The following is a 21,969-nucleotide window of genomic DNA, read 5'->3' as shown; positions in this document are numbered from 1 at the left end:
ACCGTTTGTGAACAGAAGGTCAAGCCACGCTTGTGATTCTGCCTGTCTGAATGGTCAACGGCGTTTGACTGCCAGGCCGTGCTGGCGCAAGACACGTGACATGATGGACCGGGCCTGTGCAAGGCTGCAATACCGGTGAAACGATCAAGTGGACCTTCTGCCCATGCCCGTGCCGAATGAGTATCAGATGGCAAGCCAGCAGTTCGAGCGCTTCCTTGAAGATGCGCGCAACGAGCTGGATCTGACAACCCGCAACCAGACCTATACGGCGGTGCAGGGCGTGTTGCTGGCCTTCCGTGCAAGGCTGGATGTGGCGGCAGGCCTCAGCTTTGCCAATGAGCTTCCGGCGGTGCTGCGGGCGATGTTTGTCAAGGATTGGGATCTGACAGCGCCATTTCTACCCTTTGCGAGCCGTGAGGAGATGGCCCGTGAGGTGGCGGCGCTGCGCCAGCACCATAACTTCGCTCCGCCCACAGCCATCGAAGACGTGGCCCGCGCCCTATGGAAGCATGTGGACCGCATGGCCTTCGCCCGCATGCTTGAAACCCTGCCAGAACCGGCGAGGGAGTTTTGGGCAGAACGTCCGCGCGAGGGATGAGGGAGATTACCCCGTCAGGCTGACCCTCTGGCCGGAGTGGCGTTCCAGCCGCCCGGCAAGTTCCAGTTCCAGCAGCATCACATGCACGGCGCGGGCGGAGAGGCGGGTGTCGCGGATGAGTTCGTCGATGCCGACCGGCGTCGGGCCGAGGGCTTCGATGAGGCGGGCGCGGGCGCTGTCTTCCGGCAGGTTGCCGTCCGGGCCGTCCCAGGAGGGCTCTTCAAGGTCCAGGTCCGGCGGCAGGTCGGGGGCGGCGCGGTTGCCGATGGCTTCCAGAATGTCGGCGGTGGAGGTGATCAGCTGCGCGCCCTGACGGATCAGGTGATTGCAGCCCTCACAGCGCGGATCGAGCGGCGAGCCGGGGACGGCGAGGATTTCGCGGTTCTGTTCCAGCGCGAAGCGGGCAGTATGCAGCGAGCCGGACCCCTTGGCCGCTTCCACCACGATCACCGCCAGCGACAGGCCGGAAATGATGCGGTTGCGGCGGGGAAAGTCGCGCCCGCGCGGACTCCAGCCGAAGGGCATTTCGCTGATGGCATTGCCGCCCGCCGCCAGCAGCCGCTCGAGCAGGCTGGCGTGTTCGGGCGGGTAGAGCACATTCACCCCGCCTGCAAATACGGCGACGGTGCCAAAGCCCATAGAGGCCTCATGCGCGGCGGCATCAATGCCGCGGGCGAGGCCCGAGACGATGGTGAAACCCGCCTGAGACAGTTCCCCGGCGAGCTGTGCCGCAAACTTGCGGCCTGCCAGCGAGGCATTGCGCGCTCCGACGATGGCAAGGGCTCTGGGATTGGCGAGGGTGCTGCCGTTTCCGCGCACGGAGATGAGTGGCGGCGGGCCGTCGATATGGCGCAGGTGCGGAGGATAATCCGCCTCGCCCATGGCCACGAGCCGTGCCCCGGCGCGGGCATGGGCTTCGAGTTCGGCTTCCGCGTCGGCCAGTGAACAGATGCGGATAGCGGTCTTGCCGCCCCGGCGGGACAGGTCGGGCAGGGCCTCGATGGCCGCTTCCGCCGAGCCGCAATGGTTGACGAGGCTGCGGAACGTGGCCGGGCCAACGTTTTCCGAGCGGATCAGCCGCAGCCAGGCGAGACGTTGACGGTCGCTCAGGACAATCGTTCTGCCGGGCTGCGGGCCTGTCTTCATGATGGCGTGTCTGCCCCTTCAGGTGCGGCTGCCTTGGCCTTGGAACCGATCTTCGATTCCGTGCCGCTCAGAAGCCGGCGGATATTCTCGTGATGCTTGGCCCACAGGAAGGCGGTCAGCAGCGCGAAGACGAGCGCAAGCTGCATCTGACCCAGCAGCACCAGCACAACAGGGCTGATGAGGCTGGCGATCAGGGCCGATAAAGAGGAGAAGCGGAAGAGATAGGCGGCAAGGATCCAGCTCAGCGCAAAGACAACGCCCGCCTGCCAGCTGAGGCCGAGCAGGATGCCCAGATAGGTCGCCACGCCCTTGCCGCCCTTGAAGCCGAGCCAGACCGGGAAAATGTGCCCGAGGAAGGCGGCAAGACCGGCAAGCATCGCTGCGGAGGGGCCGAAGAAATAGCCCGCGATCAGCACCGCCACAGTGCCCTTCAGCGCATCACCCAGCAGCGTTGCTGCCGCCAGCGACTTCTTGCCCGTGCGCAGCACATTGGTGGTGCCGATGTTGCCCGAGCCGATCTTGCGGATATCGCCGAGGCCCGCCATGCGGGTGATGACGAGGCCAAAGGGGATCGAGCCCAGCAGATAGCCAAGGGCGAGGGATGCGAAAATCAGATGCGGGGCCAGATCAAAGGTAGGCGCGGTGTCCACGCGTTTATCTCCGGTGGTGTTGCGTCAAGCGTAATCGTAGACCTTGCGGCCTGCAACAATGGTTGTGAGCACCCGGCCCGAGAAACGCGCATCTTCAAATGGCGAGTTCTTGGAGCGGGAGCGGATGGCCTTCTTTTCCAGCACCCAGGGCCGGTCAGGATCAAAGATGATCACGTCCGCCGGTGCGCCCGCCGTCAGACGGCCTGCATCCAGCCCCAGCCGGTTGGCCGGGTTCAGCGTCATCGCGCGCAACAGCGGCAGAAGGCCGATGTCTCCGGCATGGTAGAGCCGCAGGGCGGCGGCCAGCAGGGTTTCAAGGCCGATGGCCCCGTCCTCGGCTTCCGCCCAGGGGTGGCGCTTGGTTTCCACGTCCTGCGGGTCATGGTTGGAGCAGATGATGTCGATGGTGCCATCGGCCACCGCCTGCACCATGGCCATGCGGTCATTCTCATCGCGCAGGGGCGGCGACATCTTGAAGAAGGTCCGGTAGGGCCCGATGTCGTTCTCGTTCTGCGTCAGATGGTTGATGGAGACGCCCGCCGTCACGTCCAGCCCCCGGTCCTTGCCGGTCTGAATGGCAGCGGCGCCATCTGAGGTGGAGACGAGATTGGCGTGATAGCGCCCGCGTGACATGCCGACGAGCCTCAGGTCGCGCTCGATCATGATGATTTCGGCTTCGCGCGGCACGCCGGACAGGCCCTTCCACGAGGCATTGAGACCGGCATTCATGGTGCCGCCTGCCAGATCCGGGTCTTCCGTGTGGTGCACGACCAGCGCGCCGAAGTCCCGCGCATAGGTCATGATCCGGCGCATGATCTGCGCATTGCGGACGGACTTGTGGCCATTGGTGAAGGCGACGGCACCGGCTTCCTGCAACAGGCCGATTTCGGTCATGTCCTGTCCGGCAAGGCCCTTGGTAAGGGCGGCCATGGGCCGGACATTGACCACGGCCGTGTCGCGGGCGCGGCGCAGGATGAAATCCACCAGCGCCGGATCGTCGATCACCGGATCGGTCTCCGGCATGGTGACGATGGTGGTGACGCCGCCTGCTGCTGCTGCCTCGCTTGCGCTTGCCAGCGTTTCGCGGTGCTCGTGGCCAGGCTCGCCCACCGACACGCACATGTCGATGAGGCCGGGCGCGACGATGGCGCCGTCACAGTCGATGATCTCGGCGCCATAGGGCGCGCCCTGGTTCTGGGCTTCGGGGCCGGCAGCCAGAATGGTGCCATCGGCGATGATCACGCTGCCATCCGCATCAAGGCCGCGTGCCGGATCGATCACCCGGGCATTCTTGAGAACCAGGGGCTTGGGAGTGTCTTGGGCCACGGGTCAGGCTCCTACTGGTTCGGCAGATGGGCGGCGAGGGCTTCCAGCACGGCCATGCGCACGGCCACGCCCATTTCCACCTGTTCGCGGATGAGGCTCTGCGGCCCGTCGGCCACTGCCGGGTCGATTTCCACGCCCCGGTTCATCGGGCCGGGATGCATGACGAGCGCATCTTCCTTGGCATAGGCCAGCTTTTCGGCATCAAGCCCGTAATAGCGGTAATACTCGCGCACGGACGGAATGAAGGCGCCATTCATGCGCTCGCGCTGCAGGCGCAGCATCATGACGATGTCGGCGCCCTTGAGGCCTTCCTTCATGTCGCGGAACACTTCCACGCCCATCCGGTCGATGCCGCTGGGCAGCAGGGTGGAGGGGGCGACCACGCGCACCCGCGCACCGAGCGCATTCAGCAGGATGATGTTGGAGCGGGCGACGCGCGAATGCAGGATGTCGCCGCAGATGGCAACCGTCAGCCGGGCGATCTTGCCCTTGTGGCGGCGGATGGTCAGCGCATCCAGCAGCGCCTGCGTCGGGTGCTCGTGCTGGCCGTCACCGGCGTTGATCACCGAGCAGCCCACCTTGCGCGCCAGCAGATGCACCGCGCCTGCCGCATGGTGGCGCACGACGAGGATATCCGGGTGCATGGCGTTCAGCGTCGCAGCTGTGTCGATCAGCGTCTCGCCCTTCTTCACCGAAGAAGCGGAGACCTGCATGTTCATCACATCCGCGCCAAGGCGCTTGCCCGCGATCTCGAAGGACGATTGCGTCCGCGTCGAGGCCTCGAAGAACAGGTTGATCTGGGTGCGTCCACGAAGCACCGGCCTGATCTTTTCAACCTGGCGGGAGACTTCGACAGCCTGATCCGCCCGGTCCAGAAGGCCGAGAATTTCCTGGGGTTGAAGGCCTTCCATGCCCAGCAAATGACGATGGGGGAAAAGGCCTGCTCGATGGTTATCTTGTGCGCTCATCGAATGAACTGGATAGGGCTTGTTCCGCGAGTCTACAAGCGCGGAATGGCTTTGCAGGCGCTTCTGTGCCGCCTGTCCACATGCGCAGCCAATTCGCGGGCCTTCAGCCCAAAATCAGCAGGGCTGCCGGAATGGTCACGCCGGCGGCCAGCGTTTGAAGCGTGATGATTTCCGCCATCAGTTTGGCGTCGCCGCCCATCTGCCGGGCAAGGATATAGGCGTTGCTGGCGGTTGGCACGGCGCTGGCGATGATCACCACCAGCTGCGGGGTGCCTGTGACGCCGAAGAGCAGGGTAAAGCCATAGGCTGCCAGCGGCATCAGCAGGGGGCGCAGGAAGGTGCCGAGCGCGAGGGCTGGGCCGGGGCGGCGCAGGGAGGAAAGGTCAAGGCTCGCCCCCACGCAGATGATGCCGATTGGCAGCGATGCGCTGCCGAGAATGGCAAGAGTGGAGTCCACCGCGTCCGGCAGGGGCAGGCCTGCAAGGTTCACGGCAATGCCCGCTGCAATCGAGACGATGAACGGATTGAGCGCCAGATCCCTGCAGATTTTCGCCACGCCTGGCGGGTTGCCGCTGGCATAATGTGACAGCACAAGAATGCTGAGCACGTTCAGCAGCGGGATCATGAACACCATGGCAATGGCCAGCATGGCCAGCCCGTCCTCTCCCACGGCATTCCCGGCAATGGCCAGCGCGATCATGGCGTTCCACCGCAAGGTACCCTGAAAGATCGAGGTGAAGCGCGGGCCGGCAATGCCCAATACCCGCTCCAGCGGCAGCCGGATCACCAGCAGCAGCGCCGCCAGAGCCAGAATGGCCCCCATCAGCGAGAACCCCATGCCGAAGGTTGGCAGCTTCGAGAAGTCGACCGTTGCAATGGTGCGGAACAGTACCGCCGGAAACAGGACGTAATAAGCCAGCCGTTCGACGCCGCGCCACTGATCGCCGGTGATGAGCCCCGCCCGCGCCACGCCGTAGCCGCAGGCAATGACCAGAATGACCGGCAGAAGGGCGCTCAGCGTCATCAGCATGGGCGGCCGCCGTCAGTCTTCGTCATCGATGATGGTGAAGGTGCGCCGGGGCTTTTCTTCCGCCTGCTGCAGATAGCCCAGCCGGTCGAGGAAACCTTGCAGGATGTAGGCGGCGGCCATCTTGTCGACGAGTTCCGCCCGCCGGGCCCGGCTGCGGTCTGCCTCGATCAGCGTGCGGGTGACGGCGGCGGTGGACAGGCGCTCGTCCCAATAGGTGACGGGAAGGGGTGTCTTCTCTGCCAGATTGCGCACGAAGGCGCGGGTCGCCTGCACGCGCGGGCCCTCGCTGCCATCCATGTTGAGCGGCAGGCCCATGACCAGCCCTCCCACGCCCTGCTTTTCACAGATCGCCAGCAGCTTCTGCGCATCCAGCGTGAATTTCTCGCGCCGGATCGTTTCCAGCGGGGTGGCAATGCCACGGCCAATGTCCGACAGCGCCAGACCGATGGTTTTGGTGCCAAGGTCAAGGCCGATCAGCCGGCTGCCGGGAGCAACAGCAGCGATGAAGTCTTCAAGCGGAAGCGTGGGGTCGTTTGCCATGAGCTGGCGTGTATCAGGTGCCGTGGCCCAAAGCCAGAGGAAGAGGGCTGGTGTGCCGCTACGGGTGCCCACCTGAGATCAGATCTTAAATATCAGGCATAAGCAGCTGTAAAAATTCGTATTCACATGGAGGGAGAGGGCCAACCCGATTGACTCAAACAATGAGATATTCATCCGAATTATCTGAAATCGCTAGGTCATATGCTCCAGAACAGCCCTTGCCGCGCTGACGAGATGGCGGCGCAGGGCGCGCTCGGCTTCCTTTGCGTTGCGTTCGATGATGGCACTGACGATGAGTGTATGTTCCTCGTTGGATTTCTTCATCCGCTCGGCGGCCCGCAGCTGCGAGCGGCGGAAAGGAGCAAGCTTCAGCCGCAGGCCATGCGCGATCTGGATCAGCTCATCGTTGTGCGTTCCCTCGAAAATGAGCGTGTGGAAACGGGTGTTGCCGTCCTCATAGGCCTCGTAGAGGGAGGTTTCCGCCATCTCCACCATATCGAGATGCAGTGTTTCCAGCGCCGCGCGCTCGCTCATGGTCATGCGCTCGGCGGCAAAGCGCCCGCAGGTCGCCTCGATTTCGCCCATGGCCTCGAACAGCTGGTCGATGCGCTCGCGGGTGATGCTGGCAACGATCACCCCGCGATAGGGCACGCGCTCGGCCAGATGGCGGGAGGCGAGGATATGCAGCGCCTCACGCACTGGCGTGCGGGACACGCCGAACCGTTCGGCCAGGGCAATTTCGTCCAGCCTGCTGCCTGCCTTCAATTCACCGGCAATGATCTCGTTCTCCAGCTGACGGGCAATGACCGCGCTGTGCAGTTGCTTCTGCGCGCCCGGGGCGGTGGTGCCAGTGTCCTGTGAAGTGTCCTGCGAGGAGTTCTGGGTCATGGAGCCGTTGCTGCATCATCAAGGATAAGTGCCGGAAAGACAGTCAGGCCGGACCTGCCGCCAGATGACGCAAGTGCTCGCACAGCGGAGGTGTTTCGGCAAGCAGGAAGGCGGCGGAACAGAGTTCCCCCCTCGGAGGTTGCTGTCCGGGCAGGGCGGCTTATATTCCGGGCTGATGGCGCGTTGCGGCCTGGCCTTTGCTTGCGCATTGCCGCCCTTGCGCCCCTGCCGATCCGGGGGGCCGTCCGGGGCCGCCCTCAGTCTGGAGCATTGCAATGAAACTGACCTGGCTTGGACACTCCGCCTTCCGCATCGAAGTGAAGGATGCAGTGATCCTGATCGACCCGTTCTTCACCGGCAATCCGGGCTTTCCCGCCGGTCTGACGGTGGAACAGGCCAGCACCGGCGTGACCCACATCCTGCTGACCCATGGCCATGACGATCACATTGGTGACACTGTGGCGATTGCCAAGGCGAGCGGGGCGCAGGTGACGGCCAATTTCGAGATCTGCATGTGGCTGTCGGGCAAGGGCATCTCGAACATCAACCCGATGAATGCCGGCGGCATGGTGGATGTGGGGCCGTTCAAGGTGGGGCTGACGCAGGCGATCCATTCCTCCGCCACCAGTCAGGATGGCGACGGGCTCAAATACATGGGCAATCCGCATGGCATCGTCCTGGCAGCGCCCGGCGAGAAGGTGCTCTATCACATGGGAGACACGGATGTTTTCGGCGACATGGCGCTGATCAACGAGCTGCATCAGCCGAAAATCGGCCTCGTGCCGATTGGCGACCGCTTCACCATGGGCGCAAAAGCCGCCGCGCTCGCCTGCAGCCGCTTCTTTGATTTCGAGACCGTCATTCCCTGCCACTATGCTTCGTTCCCGATGGTGGATCAGTCGGCAGAGGGTTTCATCGCCGCGATGGGGGCCAAGGCAGCCACGGTGAAGGCGCCGAAGGCGGGCGAAGCGCTGACGCTCTGATCTTGGCGCGTCCCGTCAGATCGCTGTGCTGACCTTGTGCCCCGGCGCATAGGTCAGCCGCACGGCGGTGACGGGCATGTCGCCGGAGAAGGTGGTGCGCTCCATGACGAAGAGGGCCTCACCCGGCTTGCACTGAAGCATGTCGGCGAGGATCGCACTGGCGCTGGTGGCGGAAAAATCGATGCCGCCGCGCGAGAAGGGAATGTTCTGCACCAGCCATTCGTTGGGGCTGATGGTCACGAAATCCTGCGCCCCGGCGCCTTCGACCGCCGGGTTGATCCAGCGGTCTTCCTGGCAATAGGGCTTGCCGTCCGCCATATGCAGGGATGTGACATGCAGGCAGGGCGTGCCGGGCTCCAGTGACAGGGCTGCCGCGATGGCTGCGGGCAGAGGCTTTGTGCCGAGGGTCAGCCGCTGATAGGCATAATCCATGCCCTTGGCCTCCACATCCTGCCGGATGACGGGGATCTGGAACGTGGCGCGGCGCACGGGATTGAGCGGCACCCGCGTTCCGGCCTTGCGGCGGCGTTCCAGCATGCCAAGGATGGCCAGTTCCCGCAGGGCCCGGTTGACGGTGGCGCGCGCGCAGCCGAACTCCGCCGCAAGCTCCTCCTCATGCGGGATCAGACTGCCCGGCGCCCATTCCCGGTCATGAATGCGCCGCAGCGCCTCTGCCTGAATGGACTGCCAGGTGATCTGTCCGGTTCCTGCGCCCGGCCTGTTTGCGTCAGCCTTTGTCATTCCCCATATCCGGTTTTCACATGTCCGGTTTCCCGGTCAGGCGTCTTTCAGCTTGCGGATGGTCCGCATGTAGGCTTGGCTTATACTGTCCCGCGCAACGTGACGTCCGCCCTTGACCATATGCCGGCCTGCAGCCCAGACGTCGCTGACGATCCTGTCGTCTCCGGCAAAGATCCAGCTGTCCAAGGCGGTGTCGCCGCTGCGGCCCAGCATGTTGGCATCTTCCGTGTCCAGCGCAAGCAGGTCTGCAAGAAAGCCTTGGGAAATCTCCCCCGTCTTGCGTCCGGCCGCCTGAGCGCCGCCCCGGACCGTCTCCTCGATCAGCACACGGCCTGTGGAGCGTTCGGCTGTGGCGAGGGCTGCACGCGAGCGGTCGCGCAGGCGCTGGGAATAGTCGAGGGTGCGCAGCTCTTCGGTGAGTGAAATGCGGATGTTGCTGTCCGAGCCGATGCCGAAGCGCCCGCCCGCTGCGGCAAAGCGAACGCCGTCAAAGATGCCATCGCCAAGGCTCGATTCCGTGATGGGGCAAAGGCCCGCAACCGCTCCGGAGGCCGCAAGGCCCAGCGTTTCGGCCTCTTCCATCTGGGTGCAGTGGATCAGGCACCAGCGGCTATCGACGGGCTGGCTGGCCAGAAGCCATTCCACCGGCCTTGCGCCGCGATGGGCCTTTACTTCTTCCACCTCGGCCACCTGTTCGGCCAGATGCATGTGCAGCGGCGCATGCGGGCGCAAGGCGGCGGCGCGGGAAAGGTCTTCGGCAGACACCGCCCGCAGGCTGTGCGGAGCAACGCCGATGCGGGCATCGGCGGGCAGGGCCCGCAAGGCCGTCTCCGCGCCGTCCACCAGCCTGGCGAAGCGGTCCATGTCATTGCCGAAACGGACCTGTCCCGCCCCCAGCGCCCGCCTGTCGCAGCCGCCATACTGGTAGAGCACCGGCAGCAGTGTCAGGCCAATGCCGGATGTGGCAGCCGCCGCCGCGATGCGGCCGGACATTTCGGCAAGGTCAGCATAGGGCTCACCACCCGGCTGGTGATGGAGATAGTGGAACTCCACATTGGTGGCATAGCCTGCCTCCAGCATCTCCATCTGCACAAAGGCGGCAATCGCCTCCACGTCATCCGGCGTCAGCTGGTCGAGAAAGCGGAACATCAGCTGGCGCCAGGTCCAGAAACTGTCCCGCGGATCAGGTCCCCGCCGTTCGGTGAGGCCCGCCATTGCGCGCTGGAAGGCGTGGGAATGCAGGTTGGCGGGGGCTGGCAGCAGCAGGCCCAGGCGCATGGCCTTCTGCCCGGGCTGCGTTCCGGCGGCCACATGGCTCACCTTGCCGTCAGCTGCGATATGCACAGTCACGCCGCCTGCCCAGCCATTGGGCAAAAGTGCCTGTTCTGCCCACAGAACCTGCGCCGCGAAAGACGGGTTTCCGCCACTTGCCGGAGTTTCTCCGTTTTTTGCGCTGCTCATTCTTTCGCCGCCTTTGCTGATTGACAGGGCTATTATGTGCATACATAAATAAACCGAACTTCAGGGGAAACCAAGATGGAACTTCACGGTCCGGCCCTTCTTTCCAACGCAAGGCTTGTCACCCTGCCGGAGACCGGCGGCTATGGCCTTGTCGAGCACGGCGCTGTTGCGATCCGTGATGGCCGTATCGAATGGGCGGGGCCGGAAGCGGATCTTCCGGCGGTTTTTGCCGCCTATGAACGCCGTGATCTTGAGGGGCGTCTGGTTACCCCGGCCTTCATCGACTGCCACACTCATCTCGTCCACGGCGGCCACCGGGCGCGGGAATTCGAGATGCGGCTGGAGGGGGCGAGCTATGAAGACATCGCCCGCGCCGGTGGCGGCATCGTCTCGTCCGTCTCCGCCACCCGCGCTGCCAGCGAGGCGGAGCTTGTGGCCTCGGCGCTGCCGCGCCTTGATGCGCTGCTGGCCGAAGGCGTGGCTGTGGTGGAGATCAAGTCCGGCTATGGCCTCGACATCGAAACCGAGCTGAAGATGCTGCGCGCGGCGCGGAGCCTTGCGAGCGAGCGCAAGGTCCGGGTGCGCACCACCTATCTCGGTGCCCATGCTTTGCCGCCCGAGTATAAGGGCCGCGAGGAGGCCTATCTCGATGAGGTCTGCCTTCCGGGCCTTCGCCGCGCAGCGGAGGAAGGGCTGGTGGATGCGGTGGATGGCTTCTGCGAAGGCATCGCCTTTTCTGTTGGCTCCATGCGCAAGGTCTTTGATGAGGCCCGCCGCCTTGGCCTGGCGGTGAAGCTGCATGCAGAGCAGCTGTCGCATCTCGGCGGCACCAAACTTGCGGCGGACTATGGCGCGCTCTCTGCCGATCACGTGGAATATGCAACCGAAGCCGATGCGGCTGCGCTCGCCCGTTCCGGCACGGTGGCAGTGCTGCTGCCCGGTGCCTTTTATGCCATCCGCGAAACGCAGGTGCCGCCTGTTGCGGCCTTCCGCGCCCATGGGGTGCCGATGGCGCTGGCGACGGATTGCAATCCCGGCACGTCGCCGCTGACCTCCCTGCTGCTGACCATGAACATGGGCTGCACCTTCTTCCGCCTCACGGTGGAAGAAGCGCTGCGCGGTGTCACGGTCAACGCGGCGCGGGCGCTGGGGCTTTCGGACTGCGGGCGCATTGCCCCCGGTCTTCGCGCCGATCTTGCCGTCTGGAATGCCGGTAGCCCGGCGGAACTCGCCTATCGCTTCGGTTTCAACCCCCTTCATGCCCGTATCTTCGGAGGCTCGGAATGACCCTCGTGCTCACGCCCGGCAAGACTACGCTGGAGCAGCTGGAACAGCTCTGGCGGGAGGAACTGCCCGCCCGTCTCGCCCCCTCGGCCCGTCCCGCCGTGGAAGCGGCCAGCGCCGTCATCGCCGCCGCCGCCGCCGGGGACGTCGGTGTCTACGGCGTCAACACCGGCTTCGGCAAGCTCGCCTCGGTGAAGATCGCGGCCAAGGATACGGCAACGCTGCAGCGCAATCTCATCCTCTCCCACTGCTGCGGCGTCGGCGAGCCGCTGGACCGGGCTGCGACGCGGCTGATGATGGCGCTGAAGCTGCTCAGCCTCGGGCGCGGCGCTTCGGGCGTGCGCTGGGAGGTGATTGCCCTCATCGAGGACATGCTCGACAAGGGCGTGACGCCTGTCGTGCCTTCGCAGGGCTCCGTCGGCGCCTCGGGCGACCTGGCTCCGCTCGCCCACATGACGGCGGCCATGATCGGCGCCGGGGAAGCCATTTACGAAGGCGAACGCCTGCCGGGTGGCGAGGCGCTGAAGCGGGCAGGGCTGACGCCGGTGGTTCTGGGGCCGAAGGAAGGTCTGGCGCTGATCAACGGCACGCAGTTCTCCACCGCGCTGGCGCTCATCGGCCTGTTCGGCGCCTGGTCTAATGCGGCCTCGTCCCTGGTCATTTCGGCCCTGTCCACCGACGCCATCATGGGCTCCACCGCGCCGCTGCAGCCGGAAATCCATACCCTGCGCGGCCATCGCGGCCAGATCGAGGTGGCCGGGCGCATGCGGGCGCTGATGGAAGGCTCTGCCATCCGCGAAAGCCACCGGGAAGGCGACACGCGCGTGCAGGACCCGTACTGCATCCGCTGCCAGCCGCAGGTTCTGGGCGCGTCTGTGGATCTCCTGCGCTTTGCCGCCGGGACGCTGGAAACCGAAGCCAATGCGGTGACCGACAATCCGCTGGTGCTGGGCGAGGGCCGCATTGTTTCGGGCGGTAACTTCCATGCCGAGCCGGTTGCCTTTGCGGCCGACCAGATCGCGCTGGCGGTGGCCGAGATTGGCGCGATTGCCCAGCGGCGCGTGGCGTTGATGGTGGACCCGACGCTCAGCCACGACCTGCCGCCGTTCCTGACGCCGGAGCCGGGGCTCAACTCGGGCTACATGATCGCCGAAGTGACGACGGCGGCACTGATGAGCGAGAACAAGCATCTGGCGCCCCCGTGCTCCACGGATTCAACGCCGACCTCTGCCAATCAGGAAGACCATGTGTCCATGGCCGCGCATGGCGCAAGGCGACTGCTGCGGATGAACGAAAATCTGTCGGTCATCCTCGGCGTCGAGGCGCTGTGTGCAGCACAGGGCATCGAATTCCGCGCGCCGCTGAAGACCTCGGCACGGCTTCAGGCCGTCATCGCCATGCTGCGCGGCCATGCGCCTGCACTGACGGAAGACCGCTACCTCGCGCCTGATATTGAGGCGGCTGCGGCTCTGGTGCGGCAAGGGGCATTCGTTGCTGCGGCGGAAATCGGGGATTTCCGGCCGTAAGTGGGCATGTGCTGCCAAGTGGGGCCTTCACTCCCGGTGTCATCCCGGTCTTGAGCCGGGATCCAGTAACCCCGGCGCCAGAAATGGCGAAGACAGGGGTTACTGGATCCCCGCCTTCGCGGGGATGACAGCAGGGGGCGGCGCCAGCGCGCCCGGACAAGAACAGATGAACGGAACGAAGCGGTCACAGGGAAGGGTTGAACGCAGATGACGCAGGATAATCAGGCCGTTCCGGCATCGCCCGTGACGGTGGAGCGCGGGGACAGTCCGGTGGTTCTGGGGCTGCCGCATTCGGGCACTTTCGTCCCGGCGGAGATCCGGGCGAAGCTGAATGCGCGCGGGCTGGTGCTGAGCGATACGGACTGGCACGTTGATACACTGTATGCCGGGCTGCTGCCCGGTGCGACCACCGTTGCCGCCACCTTTCACCGCTATGTCATCGACGCAAACCGCCCGCCGGATGGCGCAAGCCTCTATCCGGGGCAGAACACCACCGGTCTTGTGCCGCTGACGGACTTTGACGGCGGGAACATCTGGCTGGAAGCACCTGATGCGGCAGAGATCGAGCGCCGGCGGTTGGCCTTCCACGCGCCCTATCATGCAGCGCTGGAGGCAGAGTTGCGCCGCGTTCACGCCATTCATGGCTTTGCCGTGCTCTATGACTGCCACTCGATCCGCTCCAACATTCCGTTCCTGTTTGAAGGCACGTTGCCGGACTTCAACATCGGCACGGTGGAAGGCTCATCCTGCGCGCCTGCGATGGCAGAGGCTGTCGCCAATATCTGCCGGGAAGCAGAAGGCTACCGCAGCGTGGTCAATGGCCGCTTCAAGGGCGGCTGGACCACGCGCCACTATGGCCGCCCGGAGGAAGGCTTCCACGCCATCCAGATGGAACTGGCGCAGTCTACGCATCTCACCACCGAGCTTCCGCCTTACGCCTATGACGAGGCGCGGGCAGGGCGGCTGCGGCCCATTTTGAAGAGCATTCTCGAAACCATCGCTTCAGGCAGCTGGCGCGGCTGAAGCCGCAGATCTTCCTTTTTGTTGCAAATCCAATGAAATAACATGATCCGGAGAGGAAACATGACCAATCCCCGCCATAACCAGCGTGATATTTTCCCGCCCACCGGCACCACGCTCAATGCCAAAAGCTGGCTGACCGAAGCGCCCTTGCGCATGCTGATGAACAACCTTCATCCGGATGTTGCCGAAAACCCGCATGCGCTGGTGGTCTATGGCGGCATTGGCCGGGCGGCGCGCACCTGGGATGATTTTGACCGCATCGTCGCGGCGCTGAAGGCGCTGGAAGACAACGAGACGCTGCTGGTGCAGTCCGGCAAGCCGGTGGGGGTGTTCCGCACCCATGCGGATGCGCCGCGTGTCCTCATTGCCAATTCCAATCTCGTGCCGCACTGGGCCACCTGGGACCATTTCAACGAACTCGACAAGAAGGGCCTGGCCATGTACGGCCAGATGACCGCCGGGTCGTGGATCTACATCGGCACGCAGGGCATCGTGCAGGGCACCTATGAAACCTTCGTGGAGGCCGGGCGCCAGCACTATGGCGGCAATCTCAAGGGCAAGTGGATACTGACCGGCGGCCTCGGCGGCATGGGCGGCGCGCAGCCGCTGGCCGCTGTCATGGCTGGCGCCTGCTGCCTTGCGGTGGAATGCGACGAGACCCGCGCCGACTTCCGCATCCGCACCCGTTACGTGGACGAAAAGACCCATTCGCTGGACGAGGCGCTGGCGATGATCGGCCGCTGGACCAAGGCAGGCGAGGCCAAGTCCGTGGCGCTGATCGGCAATGCGGCGGATGTGTTCCCGGAACTGGTCAAGCGCATGAAGGCAGGCGGCCCGCGCCCGGATATCGTCACCGACCAGACCTCGGCGCATGATCCTGTCCATGGCTATCTGCCCTCCGGCTGGAGCGTTGCCGAATGGCGGGCGAAGCAGGAGAGCGATCCCAAGGCCGTCGAGAAGGCTGCCCGTGCCTCCATGCGGGTGCATGTGGAGGCGATGGTCGACTTCTGGAACGCCGGTGTGCCGACCCTCGACTATGGCAACAACATCCGTCAGGTGGCGAAGGACGAGGGGCTGGAGAATGCCTTTGCCTTCCCCGGTTTCGTGCCCGCCTATATCCGCCCGCTGTTCTGCCGCGGCGTCGGGCCGTTCCGCTGGTGTGCGCTGTCGGGTGATCCGGAGGACATCTACAAGACCGACCAGAAGGTGAAGGAGCTGATCCCGGATGATGCCCACCTGCACAACTGGCTGGACATGGCGCGCGAGCGCATTGCCTTCCAGGGTCTGCCGGCGCGCATCTGCTGGGTGGGGCTTGGCCTGCGCCACAAGCTCGGCCTTGCCTTCAACGAAATGGTGCGCAACGGCGAGCTGAAGGCGCCCATCGTCATCGGGCGCGATCACCTCGATTCAGGCTCCGTTGCCTCGCCCAACCGCGAGACGGAAGCGATGAAGGACGGCTCGGATGCCGTGTCCGACTGGCCGCTTCTGAACGCGTTGCTCAACACCGCGAGCGGAGCCACCTGGGTGTCGCTGCACCACGGCGGCGGTGTCGGCATGGGTTTCTCGCAGCATTCGGGCATGGTCATCTGCTGCGACGGCACGGAAGCTGCTGACCGGCGCATTGCCAATGTGCTGTGGAACGACCCGGCCACGGGCGTGATGCGCCACGCGGACGCAGGCTATGAGATCGCCCTTGATTGCGCCCGCGAAAACGGACTTAACCTGCCTGCAATCCTGAAGGACTGAGAAAAATCAGAAGCAGGCATTTCTTGAGTGGAACCAGCAGGATGGAGAACTGATATGCAAAGACGAGATTTCCTCAAGGCAGCGGGCATCGGTGCGGCGGCAACGGCAACGGGTGCAGCCCTTGCCACCCCGGCCATAGCCCAGGGCATCACCAAGTGGCGCATGGTCACCGCATGGCCGAAGAACCTGCCGGGCCCGGGCGTTGCCGCCCAGATGCTGGCAGACCGCATCACCGCCCTGTCGGGCGGGCGTCTGGAAGTGGAGCTTTTCGCCGCCGGTGAAATCGTCCCCGGTCCCGGCGTGTTCGATGCCGTGGCCGAAGGCACGGCGGAGATCTATCACGCCGTTCCGGCCTATTGGGGCTCCAAGTCCAAGGGCATCCTGTTGTTCGGTTCCCAGCCGCTGGGCCTCACCGCCATCGAGCAGATCGGCTGGCTGATGCAGGGCGGCGGTCAGGCGCTCTATGACGAAATGTATGGCCGCTTCGGCCTGAAGCCGTTCCTGTGCGGCAACTCCGGCCCGCAGTGGTTCGGCTGGTTCCGCAACGAGATCAGCTCCGTTGATGACCTCAAGGGCCTGAAGTACCGCACCACCGGCCTCAATTCGGAAGTCTGCGCCAAGCTGGGCATGGCGGTGGAAGCCATGTCGGGCCCGGCCATGTTCCAGGCGCTGCAGTCCGGCGCGCTGGATGCGGGCGAGTTCATCGGCCCCTGGTCCGACAGTGCCCTCGGCCTGCAGCAGGTGGCCAAGAACTACTACGCGCCGGGCGTTGGCGAGCCGGGTTCGGCGGAAGAATGCGCGGTCAACATGAAGGCCTGGGAAGCTCTGCCGGATGACCTGAAGCAGGCGGTCGCCTATGCGGCCGAAAGCCTCTACAACCCGGTACTCACCGAGTACAACACCAAGCACGCCATGGCCCTGCGCGAGCTGACCGCCAACCATGGCGTCACCGTGCGCAAGCTGCCGGACGAGATCGTCATCGCCATGGGCAATGCCATGGGCGAGGTGGTCAAGGAGCTGCGCGACAGCGATGACGAGCTGGTGCGCAAGATCACCGGGAGCTTCCTTGAGTACCGCAAGCTGATGGTCGAATACATGCCCTATGCGGACGCCGGCCAGATGAACGCCCGCGGCCTCGACTACAACTACGGCTGAGCCATCCCCTCCGGCGCGGGGTAAAAGCCGCGCCGGGGTTTGCCTCTGGTGTCATCCCGGTTTGCCGCATGGCGGCAAGACCGGGATCCAGTATCCGGGGTGCTTGCGGTGCCGGGGAGAGTGCCGCAGTCCCCCGGACGATGTTTATGCCGGACAGTCAGTCAGGCTCCCGTTCCTCTCCCCCCTTGCGGGGGAGATGTCCCCGCCAGGGGGCAGAGGGGTGAAACGGACTGTCCGCTTGTGAGAGAGATGGTGCTCTGCCGGAGCGCTGCTACCCCCCTCTGTCTGCTGCGCAGACATCTCCCCCTCAAGGGGGGGAGAGGGGTGCTGCGGTGAAGCGATAGTCCTTCCTCTCTCCTTGCGTCCGGTGCAGACATTGCCCAAACACCGGGCGTACTGGATCCCCGCCTGCGTGGGGATGACGGCCGAAGGTGCAGCGAAAGCAAATAGGATCAGGGCGGCAAACGCCCGCAGCAGCAGGGGACAAGAGGGAATGGAACGGCTTGCCAGGGCTCTGGATTGGGTCAGCAGGGCAGTCGGCGCGGTGACAATCTGGTTCGCGCTGGCGATGGTGCTGCTGCAGTTCGTCATCGTGCTGCTGCGCTATGTGTTCGGCTACAGCTCGATCTTCCTCAATGAGGGCGTGCTTTATCTGCATGCCAGCGTCTTCATGCTGGGCGCAGGCTACACGCTGATGGTCAACGGCCATGTGCGGGTGGATATCTACTACGCCCGCATGACGGCGCGCGGGCAGGCGGTGATTGACCTGTTCGGCCACGTGGCGCTGCTGGGCGCCTCGCTCGTCATGCTGCTTGTCTATTCCTGGCCCAGCGTGCAGCGCTCCTGGGCCATTCTGGAAGGGCCGATTTCCGTTGGCGGCATCCCCGCTTCCTTCCTGTTGAAGAGCCTCATTCCGGTGTTCTGCGTCCTGCTTCTCCTGCAGGGCCTTGCCGCCTTCCTGCGTGACTGCCTCAAGCTGCGGAGCGCCGCATGATCCCGCTTGATATCCTGATGTTCGCCGCGCTGATCGGCTTCATTCTGCTCGGCTATCCGGTTGCCTTCACCATTGCCGGTGTGGCGACGGGCTTTGCATTGCTCGGCTTTGCGCTGGGTGACTTCAACCTGTCGCTGATGGGCGCGCTCGGTCAGCGCTTCTTTGCGGTGCTCACCAATCCGGTGCTGACGGCCATTCCGCTCTTCGTGCTGATGGGGGTGATCCTCGAAAAAAGCCGGATTGCCGAAGACTTGCTGGAAACCATGGGCCGCCTGTTCGGCTCCATGCGCGGCGGGCTGGGCGTGTCGGTTGTGCTGGTCGGCGCGCTGCTGGCCGCCTCCACCGGCATTGTCGGGGCAACGGTGGTGGCCATGGGCATGATCGCCCTGCCGGCCATGCTGCGCAACGGCTACAATCCGCGCCTGTCGGCCGGTCTCATTTGCGCTTCCGGCACGCTCGGCCAGATCATTCCGCCCTCGACGCTGCTGATCATTCTCGCCGATGTCATGTCCTCCGCCTTCCAGCAGGCGCAGTACAAGCAGGGCAAGTTCTCCATCGAGACCATTTCCGTCGGACAGACCTTTGCCGCCGCGCTGCTGCCGGGGCTGCTGCTGGTGGCGCTTTATGTGCTCTATGTGCTGCTGCGCGCCTGGCTGGTGCCCGCAGATGCGCCGGCCATGAAGGATCTGGACCGGAAGGCCACACGCGGCGAGGTGATGGGCGCGATCCTGCCCGCCGTCCTCCTCATCGTCGCGGTGCTGGGCGCCGTGCTCTTCGGCGTTGCCTCGCCCAACGAGGCTGCGTCCGTGGGGGCCATCGGCGCCATTCTGCTGGCCGGTTACAAGCAGGGCGGCCCGAAGCGGCTGATCCTCGGCGGTGCCATCGCGCTCTTCGTGCTGGTGCTGGCAGCCGGATATTATCCTGTGCGGCTGCAGCGCTCGGACGCCGGGGCGCTGGAATACACGGTGGCGGGTGCCTATGCGCTGCTCGCCCTGACAGGCCTTGCTGCCGTTGCCGTGTCGCTGCGCCAGTCCTTTGGCGCCCGCACGCTGATCCCGGCGCTTACACAGACCATGGTCGTCACCTCGATGATCTTCGCAACCATCCTGATGGCGTCCTTCTTCTCGCTGGTCTTCGTCGGCCTTGGCGGCGAGCACCGGGTGGCCAACATTCTGGCGGCCATGCCGGGCGGGCCCACGGGCGCGCTGATCTTTGCCATGGCCTTCATCTTCGTGCTCGGCTTCTTCCTCGATTTCGTGGAAATCGCCGTCATCCTGCTGCCGCTGCTGATCCCGCCGCTGATCCTCATGGGACATGATCCGGTGTGGCTGGCGGTGCTGATTGCCATCAACCTGCAAAGCTCGTTCCTGACACCGCCCTTCGGCTTCTCCCTGTTCTATCTGCGCGGGGCAGCGCCCAAGGAAGTTACCACGGGCATGATCTATCAGGGTGTCGTGCCTTTCATCCTGCTGCAGATCCTCGCCATGGCGCTGATCTGGTTTGTTCCGCAGATCGGCACCTTCCTGCCGAAAGTGATGTTCTGATGGCGGCACAGCTCATCCGCTGGGGCATGGCGCGGGCCATGCCCTGGAAGAACGGCGGCGGCATCACGCATGAACTTGCCGTTTTCCCGGAAGGGGCAGGGCTTGAAGACTTCGGCTGGCGGCTGTCCATGGCCGAGGTTGCCAGCGACGGCCCGTTCTCGGCCTTCACCGGCATCGACCGGACGCTGGCGCTGGTGGACGGGGCTGGCATTGGCCTCGATTCCGGCGCTGGCGGAGAGGCCGTTCTTGATACCCCCGGCGCCTTCACCAGCTTCGACGGTGGCATTTCCGTCACGGGCCGCCTCATCGATGGCCAGGTGCTGGATTTCAACGTCATGACCCGGCGCGGAGCGTTCCGTCACTCCATGGAGCGGTTGACGCTTGAGGAGGGCAACGGTCTCGAATGCTCAGGTCCCGGCGCCGGGGAGATCATCGCGCTGGTCTGCGTGTCAGGCCGTGTCACCGTTGCCTTGGCCAAGAGCGGCGGAGAGACGCTTCAGCCGCGCGATTGTCTTCTCGTTACGGATGAAACGGATGCGCCGCTGGTCTTCGGTGGTGACGGGATAGTGTGTTTGGCGCGGCTTGTGCCCGTGGCGTGACAGTGCGCGGCCTCAGGTCATCTCCGCCTGAGGCCCACACGCTGCCGTCCCGGACTGCAGCCCCGCTTCAGCCCGGACAGCGGACAGGGCAGGTTCTCAGCCTTCAATCATTCCACAGCCAGGCCGCGCCGCGCACGCCGGAGCTGTCGCCGTGGACGGCCTTGCGGATCGGCACGCCGTAAGTGTCGGAGAAGATATAGGGTGCCATGGCGGGGGGCAGGTCGGTGTAAAGCTCGTCCACGTTGGACATGCCGCCGCCGAGCACAAAGACATCCGGGTCCATGAGATTGGCGGACATGGCCATGGCGCGGGCGAGGCGGCTGACATAGCGCTCGTAGGACGCGATGGCCCCGGCTTCCCCGGCCCGTTTGGCGGCGATGATTTCGTGGCCCTTCAGGTCCCGGCCCGTGGCCATTCGGTAGTCGAGGGCAAGGCCCGTGCCCGAGCACCAGCGGTCGATCGTGCCGCGATGGCCGGTCCAGCATTCGGGGCCGGGATATTCGTCTTCCTTCATCCACGGCACGGGGATGGCGCCCCACTCGCCGCCGATACCATTGGCCCCGCGATGGGCCTTGCCATCAATGGCGATCCCGGAGCCGCAGCCGGTGCCGATGATGATGGCATGCACGAAATGCGCGCCCGCGCCCGCGCCGTCTGTCGCCTCTGAGACCGCAAGGCAATTGGCGTCATTCTGGATGCGGACCGGACGGCCGAGACGGGCCTCCAGATCCTTGTCCAGCGGCATGCCGTTCATCCAGGTGGAATTGGCGTTCTTGACGAGGCCGGTGCCCGGCGAGATGGAGCCGGGAATGCCGAGCCCCAGCGTGCCGGTCAACCCGGTCGCCTTTTCGGCATTGGCCACCAGCAAGGCTACCGCCTCGATGCAGGCGGAATAATCGCCGCGCGGTGTCGGCATCCGCTCGCGGTAAAGCTCCACCCCGCTGTCATCCAGCGCGATGATTTCCATTTTGGTGCCGCCCCAGTCAATTCCAAGCCGCATGAGTGCTCCCGTCCCTCAAGTTTCTGTACTGCCAGAACGCCTCAGGCGCGTTGCTGCGGCATTTCAAAGGCATCGCCAGCGTCCGGGTCGAGTTCGCCCGGCTGTTTTCCATAGTTTTTGAACTTCCGGATGTTCAATTCGATCTCTTCGGCAGACAGCAGCACAGGCTCGCCGCCGGAGAGGGCCGAGAGATACTGGTCCGCCAGTTCCTCCACGCCTTCCGCCAAGGCCAGTGCCTTTGGCAGGTCCCGGCCGTAGGCGATCTGGCCGTGGTTGGCGAGGAGACAGGCCCGGCGGGGACCCAGCGCCTGAAGCATGGCTTCGGAGAGGGCGCGTGTGCCGAATGTGGCATAGGCCGAGCAGGCGATGTGATCACCACCCGCAATGGCGATCATGTAATGAAACGGCGGAATGGGGCGGCGCAGGCAGGCGAGCGCCGTTGCCCGCGGCGAGTGGCAATGCACCACGGCGCCGGCATCCGGGTGGGCGGCGTAGATGTCGAGATGCATCCGCCATTCGGAAGAGGGCAGGACGCTGCCATGATAGCCGCCGCCCATGTCCATGAAGACGATGTCGTCCAGCGTCAGGCTTTCATAAGGCCGTCCGGAAGGGGTGATGAGAAAGCCGCCCTCGCAGCGGGCACTCACGTTTCCCGAGGTGCCGCGCGTCAGGCCGCGCGTCACCAGCGCCCGGGCCGTGCCGATGACCGCCTGCCGGAGCGCGGAAGTGCCATGTTCGTGCTGCATGACGGGAACCTGTATCCTTTC

General features: G+C 64.8%; 21 protein-coding genes. 10 read left to right on the top strand and 11 right to left on the bottom strand.

What is annotated here, in order from left to right:
- Positions 1 to 148: 148 nt before the first annotated feature.
- Entirely contained in the window at positions 149 to 598 is a 450-nt protein-coding gene (locus H163_RS0119985) for a DUF2267 domain-containing protein (protein WP_425298535.1), read from the top strand.
- A gap of 6 nt (positions 599 to 604) precedes the next feature.
- Here H163_RS0119985 and dprA read toward each other — a convergent pair whose 3' ends face one another.
- The 7 genes from dprA to H163_RS0119950 all read right to left on the bottom strand — a co-directional run bounded on the left by dprA (position 605) and on the right by H163_RS0119950 (position 7,146).
- Positions 605 to 1,744, bottom strand: a complete 1,140-nt coding sequence (gene dprA / locus H163_RS0119980) for a DNA-processing protein DprA (RefSeq protein ID WP_019966396.1) — start codon at positions 1,742 to 1,744, stop codon at positions 605 to 607.
- On the bottom strand, positions 1,741 to 2,394 hold the full coding sequence (gene plsY, locus H163_RS0119975; RefSeq protein WP_019966395.1) for a glycerol-3-phosphate 1-O-acyltransferase PlsY: 654 nt from the start codon (positions 2,392 to 2,394) through the stop codon (positions 1,741 to 1,743). The genes dprA and plsY overlap by 4 nt, the downstream gene beginning before the upstream one ends.
- A 24-nt stretch (positions 2,395 to 2,418) precedes the next feature.
- Complete coding sequence (locus tag H163_RS0119970) at positions 2,419 to 3,720, bottom strand: dihydroorotase (protein ID WP_019966394.1); 1,302 nt, start codon at positions 3,718 to 3,720, stop codon at positions 2,419 to 2,421.
- Positions 3,721 to 3,731: 11 nt separating this feature from the next.
- Entirely contained in the window at positions 3,732 to 4,688 is a 957-nt protein-coding gene (locus H163_RS0119965; RefSeq protein WP_026356102.1) for an aspartate carbamoyltransferase catalytic subunit, read from the bottom strand.
- Positions 4,689 to 4,791: 103 nt separating this feature from the next.
- Positions 4,792 to 5,718 (bottom strand): AEC family transporter, encoded by a 927-nt coding sequence (locus tag H163_RS0119960; protein ID WP_019966392.1) that lies wholly within the window; start codon positions 5,716 to 5,718, stop codon positions 4,792 to 4,794.
- Positions 5,719 to 5,730: 12 nt separating this feature from the next.
- Positions 5,731 to 6,258: a Holliday junction resolvase RuvX gene (gene ruvX, locus H163_RS0119955; RefSeq protein WP_019966391.1), complete on the bottom strand. Its 528-nt coding sequence runs from the start codon at positions 6,256 to 6,258 to the stop codon at positions 5,731 to 5,733.
- A 192-nt stretch (positions 6,259 to 6,450) separates the two neighbouring features.
- Positions 6,451 to 7,146, bottom strand: coding sequence for a GntR family transcriptional regulator (locus tag H163_RS0119950; RefSeq protein ID WP_019966390.1), 696 nt, complete (start codon positions 7,144 to 7,146; stop codon positions 6,451 to 6,453).
- A gap of 275 nt (positions 7,147 to 7,421) precedes the next feature.
- On the opposite strand from H163_RS0119950, the gene H163_RS0119945 reads away from it, so the two are divergent.
- Entirely contained in the window at positions 7,422 to 8,129 is a 708-nt protein-coding gene (locus H163_RS0119945) for a metal-dependent hydrolase (RefSeq protein WP_019966389.1), read from the top strand.
- A 15-nt stretch (positions 8,130 to 8,144) separates the two neighbouring features.
- Here the strand turns inward: H163_RS0119945 and hutC are convergent, their stop codons facing one another.
- Positions 8,145 to 8,870: a histidine utilization transcriptional repressor HutC gene (gene hutC / locus H163_RS0119940; protein ID WP_019966388.1), complete on the bottom strand. Its 726-nt coding sequence runs from the start codon at positions 8,868 to 8,870 to the stop codon at positions 8,145 to 8,147.
- 36 nt (positions 8,871 to 8,906) lie between these two features.
- Positions 8,907 to 10,331, bottom strand: coding sequence for a formimidoylglutamate deiminase (locus H163_RS0119935; protein WP_051105439.1), 1,425 nt, complete (start codon positions 10,329 to 10,331; stop codon positions 8,907 to 8,909).
- Between the two features lie 75 nt (positions 10,332 to 10,406).
- Between H163_RS0119935 and hutI the strand changes: the two genes are divergently transcribed.
- From hutI to H163_RS0119895, 8 genes are all read left to right on the top strand, one after another.
- A complete protein-coding gene (gene hutI / locus H163_RS0119930) occupies positions 10,407 to 11,618 on the top strand; it encodes an imidazolonepropionase (RefSeq protein ID WP_019966386.1) in 1,212 nt (403 codons plus the stop codon).
- A complete protein-coding gene (gene hutH / locus H163_RS0119925; protein WP_019966385.1) occupies positions 11,615 to 13,141 on the top strand; it encodes a histidine ammonia-lyase in 1,527 nt (508 codons plus the stop codon). Before hutI ends, hutH begins: the two co-directional genes overlap by 4 nt.
- Before the next feature lie 207 nt (positions 13,142 to 13,348).
- Positions 13,349 to 14,164 carry an N-formylglutamate deformylase gene (gene hutG, locus H163_RS0119920; RefSeq protein WP_019966384.1) on the top strand — a complete coding sequence of 272 codons (816 nt, stop codon included), beginning with the start codon at positions 13,349 to 13,351 and terminating at the stop codon, positions 14,162 to 14,164.
- A gap of 60 nt (positions 14,165 to 14,224) precedes the next feature.
- Positions 14,225 to 15,910 carry a urocanate hydratase gene (hutU, locus tag H163_RS0119915; protein ID WP_019966383.1) on the top strand — a complete coding sequence of 562 codons (1,686 nt, stop codon included), beginning with the start codon at positions 14,225 to 14,227 and terminating at the stop codon, positions 15,908 to 15,910.
- 54 nt (positions 15,911 to 15,964) lie between these two features.
- Positions 15,965 to 17,065, top strand: a complete 1,101-nt coding sequence (locus tag H163_RS0119910) for a TRAP transporter substrate-binding protein (RefSeq protein WP_019966382.1) — start codon at positions 15,965 to 15,967, stop codon at positions 17,063 to 17,065.
- 493 nt (positions 17,066 to 17,558) lie between these two features.
- A complete protein-coding gene (locus tag H163_RS0119905; protein ID WP_019966381.1) occupies positions 17,559 to 18,059 on the top strand; it encodes a TRAP transporter small permease subunit in 501 nt (166 codons plus the stop codon).
- Positions 18,056 to 19,603: a TRAP transporter large permease gene (locus H163_RS0119900; protein WP_019966380.1), complete on the top strand. Its 1,548-nt coding sequence runs from the start codon at positions 18,056 to 18,058 to the stop codon at positions 19,601 to 19,603. The genes H163_RS0119905 and H163_RS0119900 overlap by 4 nt, the downstream gene beginning before the upstream one ends.
- Positions 19,603 to 20,202 (top strand): HutD/Ves family protein, encoded by a 600-nt coding sequence (locus H163_RS0119895; protein WP_019966379.1) that lies wholly within the window; start codon positions 19,603 to 19,605, stop codon positions 20,200 to 20,202. Before H163_RS0119900 ends, H163_RS0119895 begins: the two co-directional genes overlap by 1 nt.
- Before the next feature lie 103 nt (positions 20,203 to 20,305).
- Here H163_RS0119895 and H163_RS0119890 read toward each other — a convergent pair whose 3' ends face one another.
- The gene (locus H163_RS0119890) at positions 20,306 to 21,202 is read right to left on the bottom strand and encodes an ROK family protein (protein WP_019966378.1); all 897 of its coding nucleotides are present in this window, start codon (positions 21,200 to 21,202) and stop codon (positions 20,306 to 20,308) included.
- A gap of 41 nt (positions 21,203 to 21,243) precedes the next feature.
- Positions 21,244 to 21,948, bottom strand: coding sequence for a class II aldolase/adducin family protein (locus H163_RS0119885; RefSeq protein WP_019966377.1), 705 nt, complete (start codon positions 21,946 to 21,948; stop codon positions 21,244 to 21,246).
- Positions 21,949 to 21,969 lie beyond the last annotated feature (21 nt).

The sequence above is a fragment of the Pannonibacter phragmitetus DSM 14782 genome (assembly GCF_000382365.1).
GTDB lineage: Bacteria > Pseudomonadota > Alphaproteobacteria > Rhizobiales > Stappiaceae > Pannonibacter > Pannonibacter phragmitetus.
The sequence above is the reverse complement of the archived record's forward strand: the minus strand, read 5'-3'. Positions and strand labels throughout refer to the sequence as shown.

Bases quoted from the DNA above. Each gene is read 5' to 3' on its own strand.
- H163_RS0119900 (WP_019966380.1), top strand. From the start codon at position 18,056: ATGATCCCGCTTGATATCCTGATGTTCGCCGCGCTGATCGGCTTCATT.
- H163_RS0119890 (WP_019966378.1), bottom strand. From the start codon at position 21,202: ATGCGGCTTGGAATTGACTGGGGCGGCACCAAAATGGAAATCATCGCG.
- hutI (WP_019966386.1), top strand. From the start codon at position 10,407: ATGGAACTTCACGGTCCGGCCCTTCTTTCCAACGCAAGGCTTGTCACC.
- hutH (WP_019966385.1), top strand. From the start codon at position 11,615: ATGACCCTCGTGCTCACGCCCGGCAAGACTACGCTGGAGCAGCTGGAA.
- hutC (WP_019966388.1), bottom strand. From the start codon at position 8,870: ATGACAAAGGCTGACGCAAACAGGCCGGGCGCAGGAACCGGACAGATC.
- H163_RS0119950 (WP_019966390.1), bottom strand. From the start codon at position 7,146: ATGACCCAGAACTCCTCGCAGGACACTTCACAGGACACTGGCACCACC.
- H163_RS0119935 (WP_051105439.1), bottom strand. From the start codon at position 10,331: ATGAGCAGCGCAAAAAACGGAGAAACTCCGGCAAGTGGCGGAAACCCG.
- dprA (WP_019966396.1), bottom strand. From the start codon at position 1,744: ATGAAGACAGGCCCGCAGCCCGGCAGAACGATTGTCCTGAGCGACCGT.
- hutU (WP_019966383.1), top strand. From the start codon at position 14,225: ATGACCAATCCCCGCCATAACCAGCGTGATATTTTCCCGCCCACCGGC.
- H163_RS0119885 (WP_019966377.1), bottom strand. From the start codon at position 21,948: ATGCAGCACGAACATGGCACTTCCGCGCTCCGGCAGGCGGTCATCGGC.
- H163_RS0119910 (WP_019966382.1), top strand. From the start codon at position 15,965: ATGCAAAGACGAGATTTCCTCAAGGCAGCGGGCATCGGTGCGGCGGCA.
- H163_RS0119945 (WP_019966389.1), top strand. From the start codon at position 7,422: ATGAAACTGACCTGGCTTGGACACTCCGCCTTCCGCATCGAAGTGAAG.
- H163_RS0119965 (WP_026356102.1), bottom strand. From the start codon at position 4,688: ATGAGCGCACAAGATAACCATCGAGCAGGCCTTTTCCCCCATCGTCAT.
- ruvX (WP_019966391.1), bottom strand. From the start codon at position 6,258: ATGGCAAACGACCCCACGCTTCCGCTTGAAGACTTCATCGCTGCTGTT.
- hutG (WP_019966384.1), top strand. From the start codon at position 13,349: ATGACGCAGGATAATCAGGCCGTTCCGGCATCGCCCGTGACGGTGGAG.
- H163_RS0119895 (WP_019966379.1), top strand. From the start codon at position 19,603: ATGGCGGCACAGCTCATCCGCTGGGGCATGGCGCGGGCCATGCCCTGG.
- H163_RS0119905 (WP_019966381.1), top strand. From the start codon at position 17,559: ATGGAACGGCTTGCCAGGGCTCTGGATTGGGTCAGCAGGGCAGTCGGC.
- H163_RS0119960 (WP_019966392.1), bottom strand. From the start codon at position 5,718: ATGCTGATGACGCTGAGCGCCCTTCTGCCGGTCATTCTGGTCATTGCC.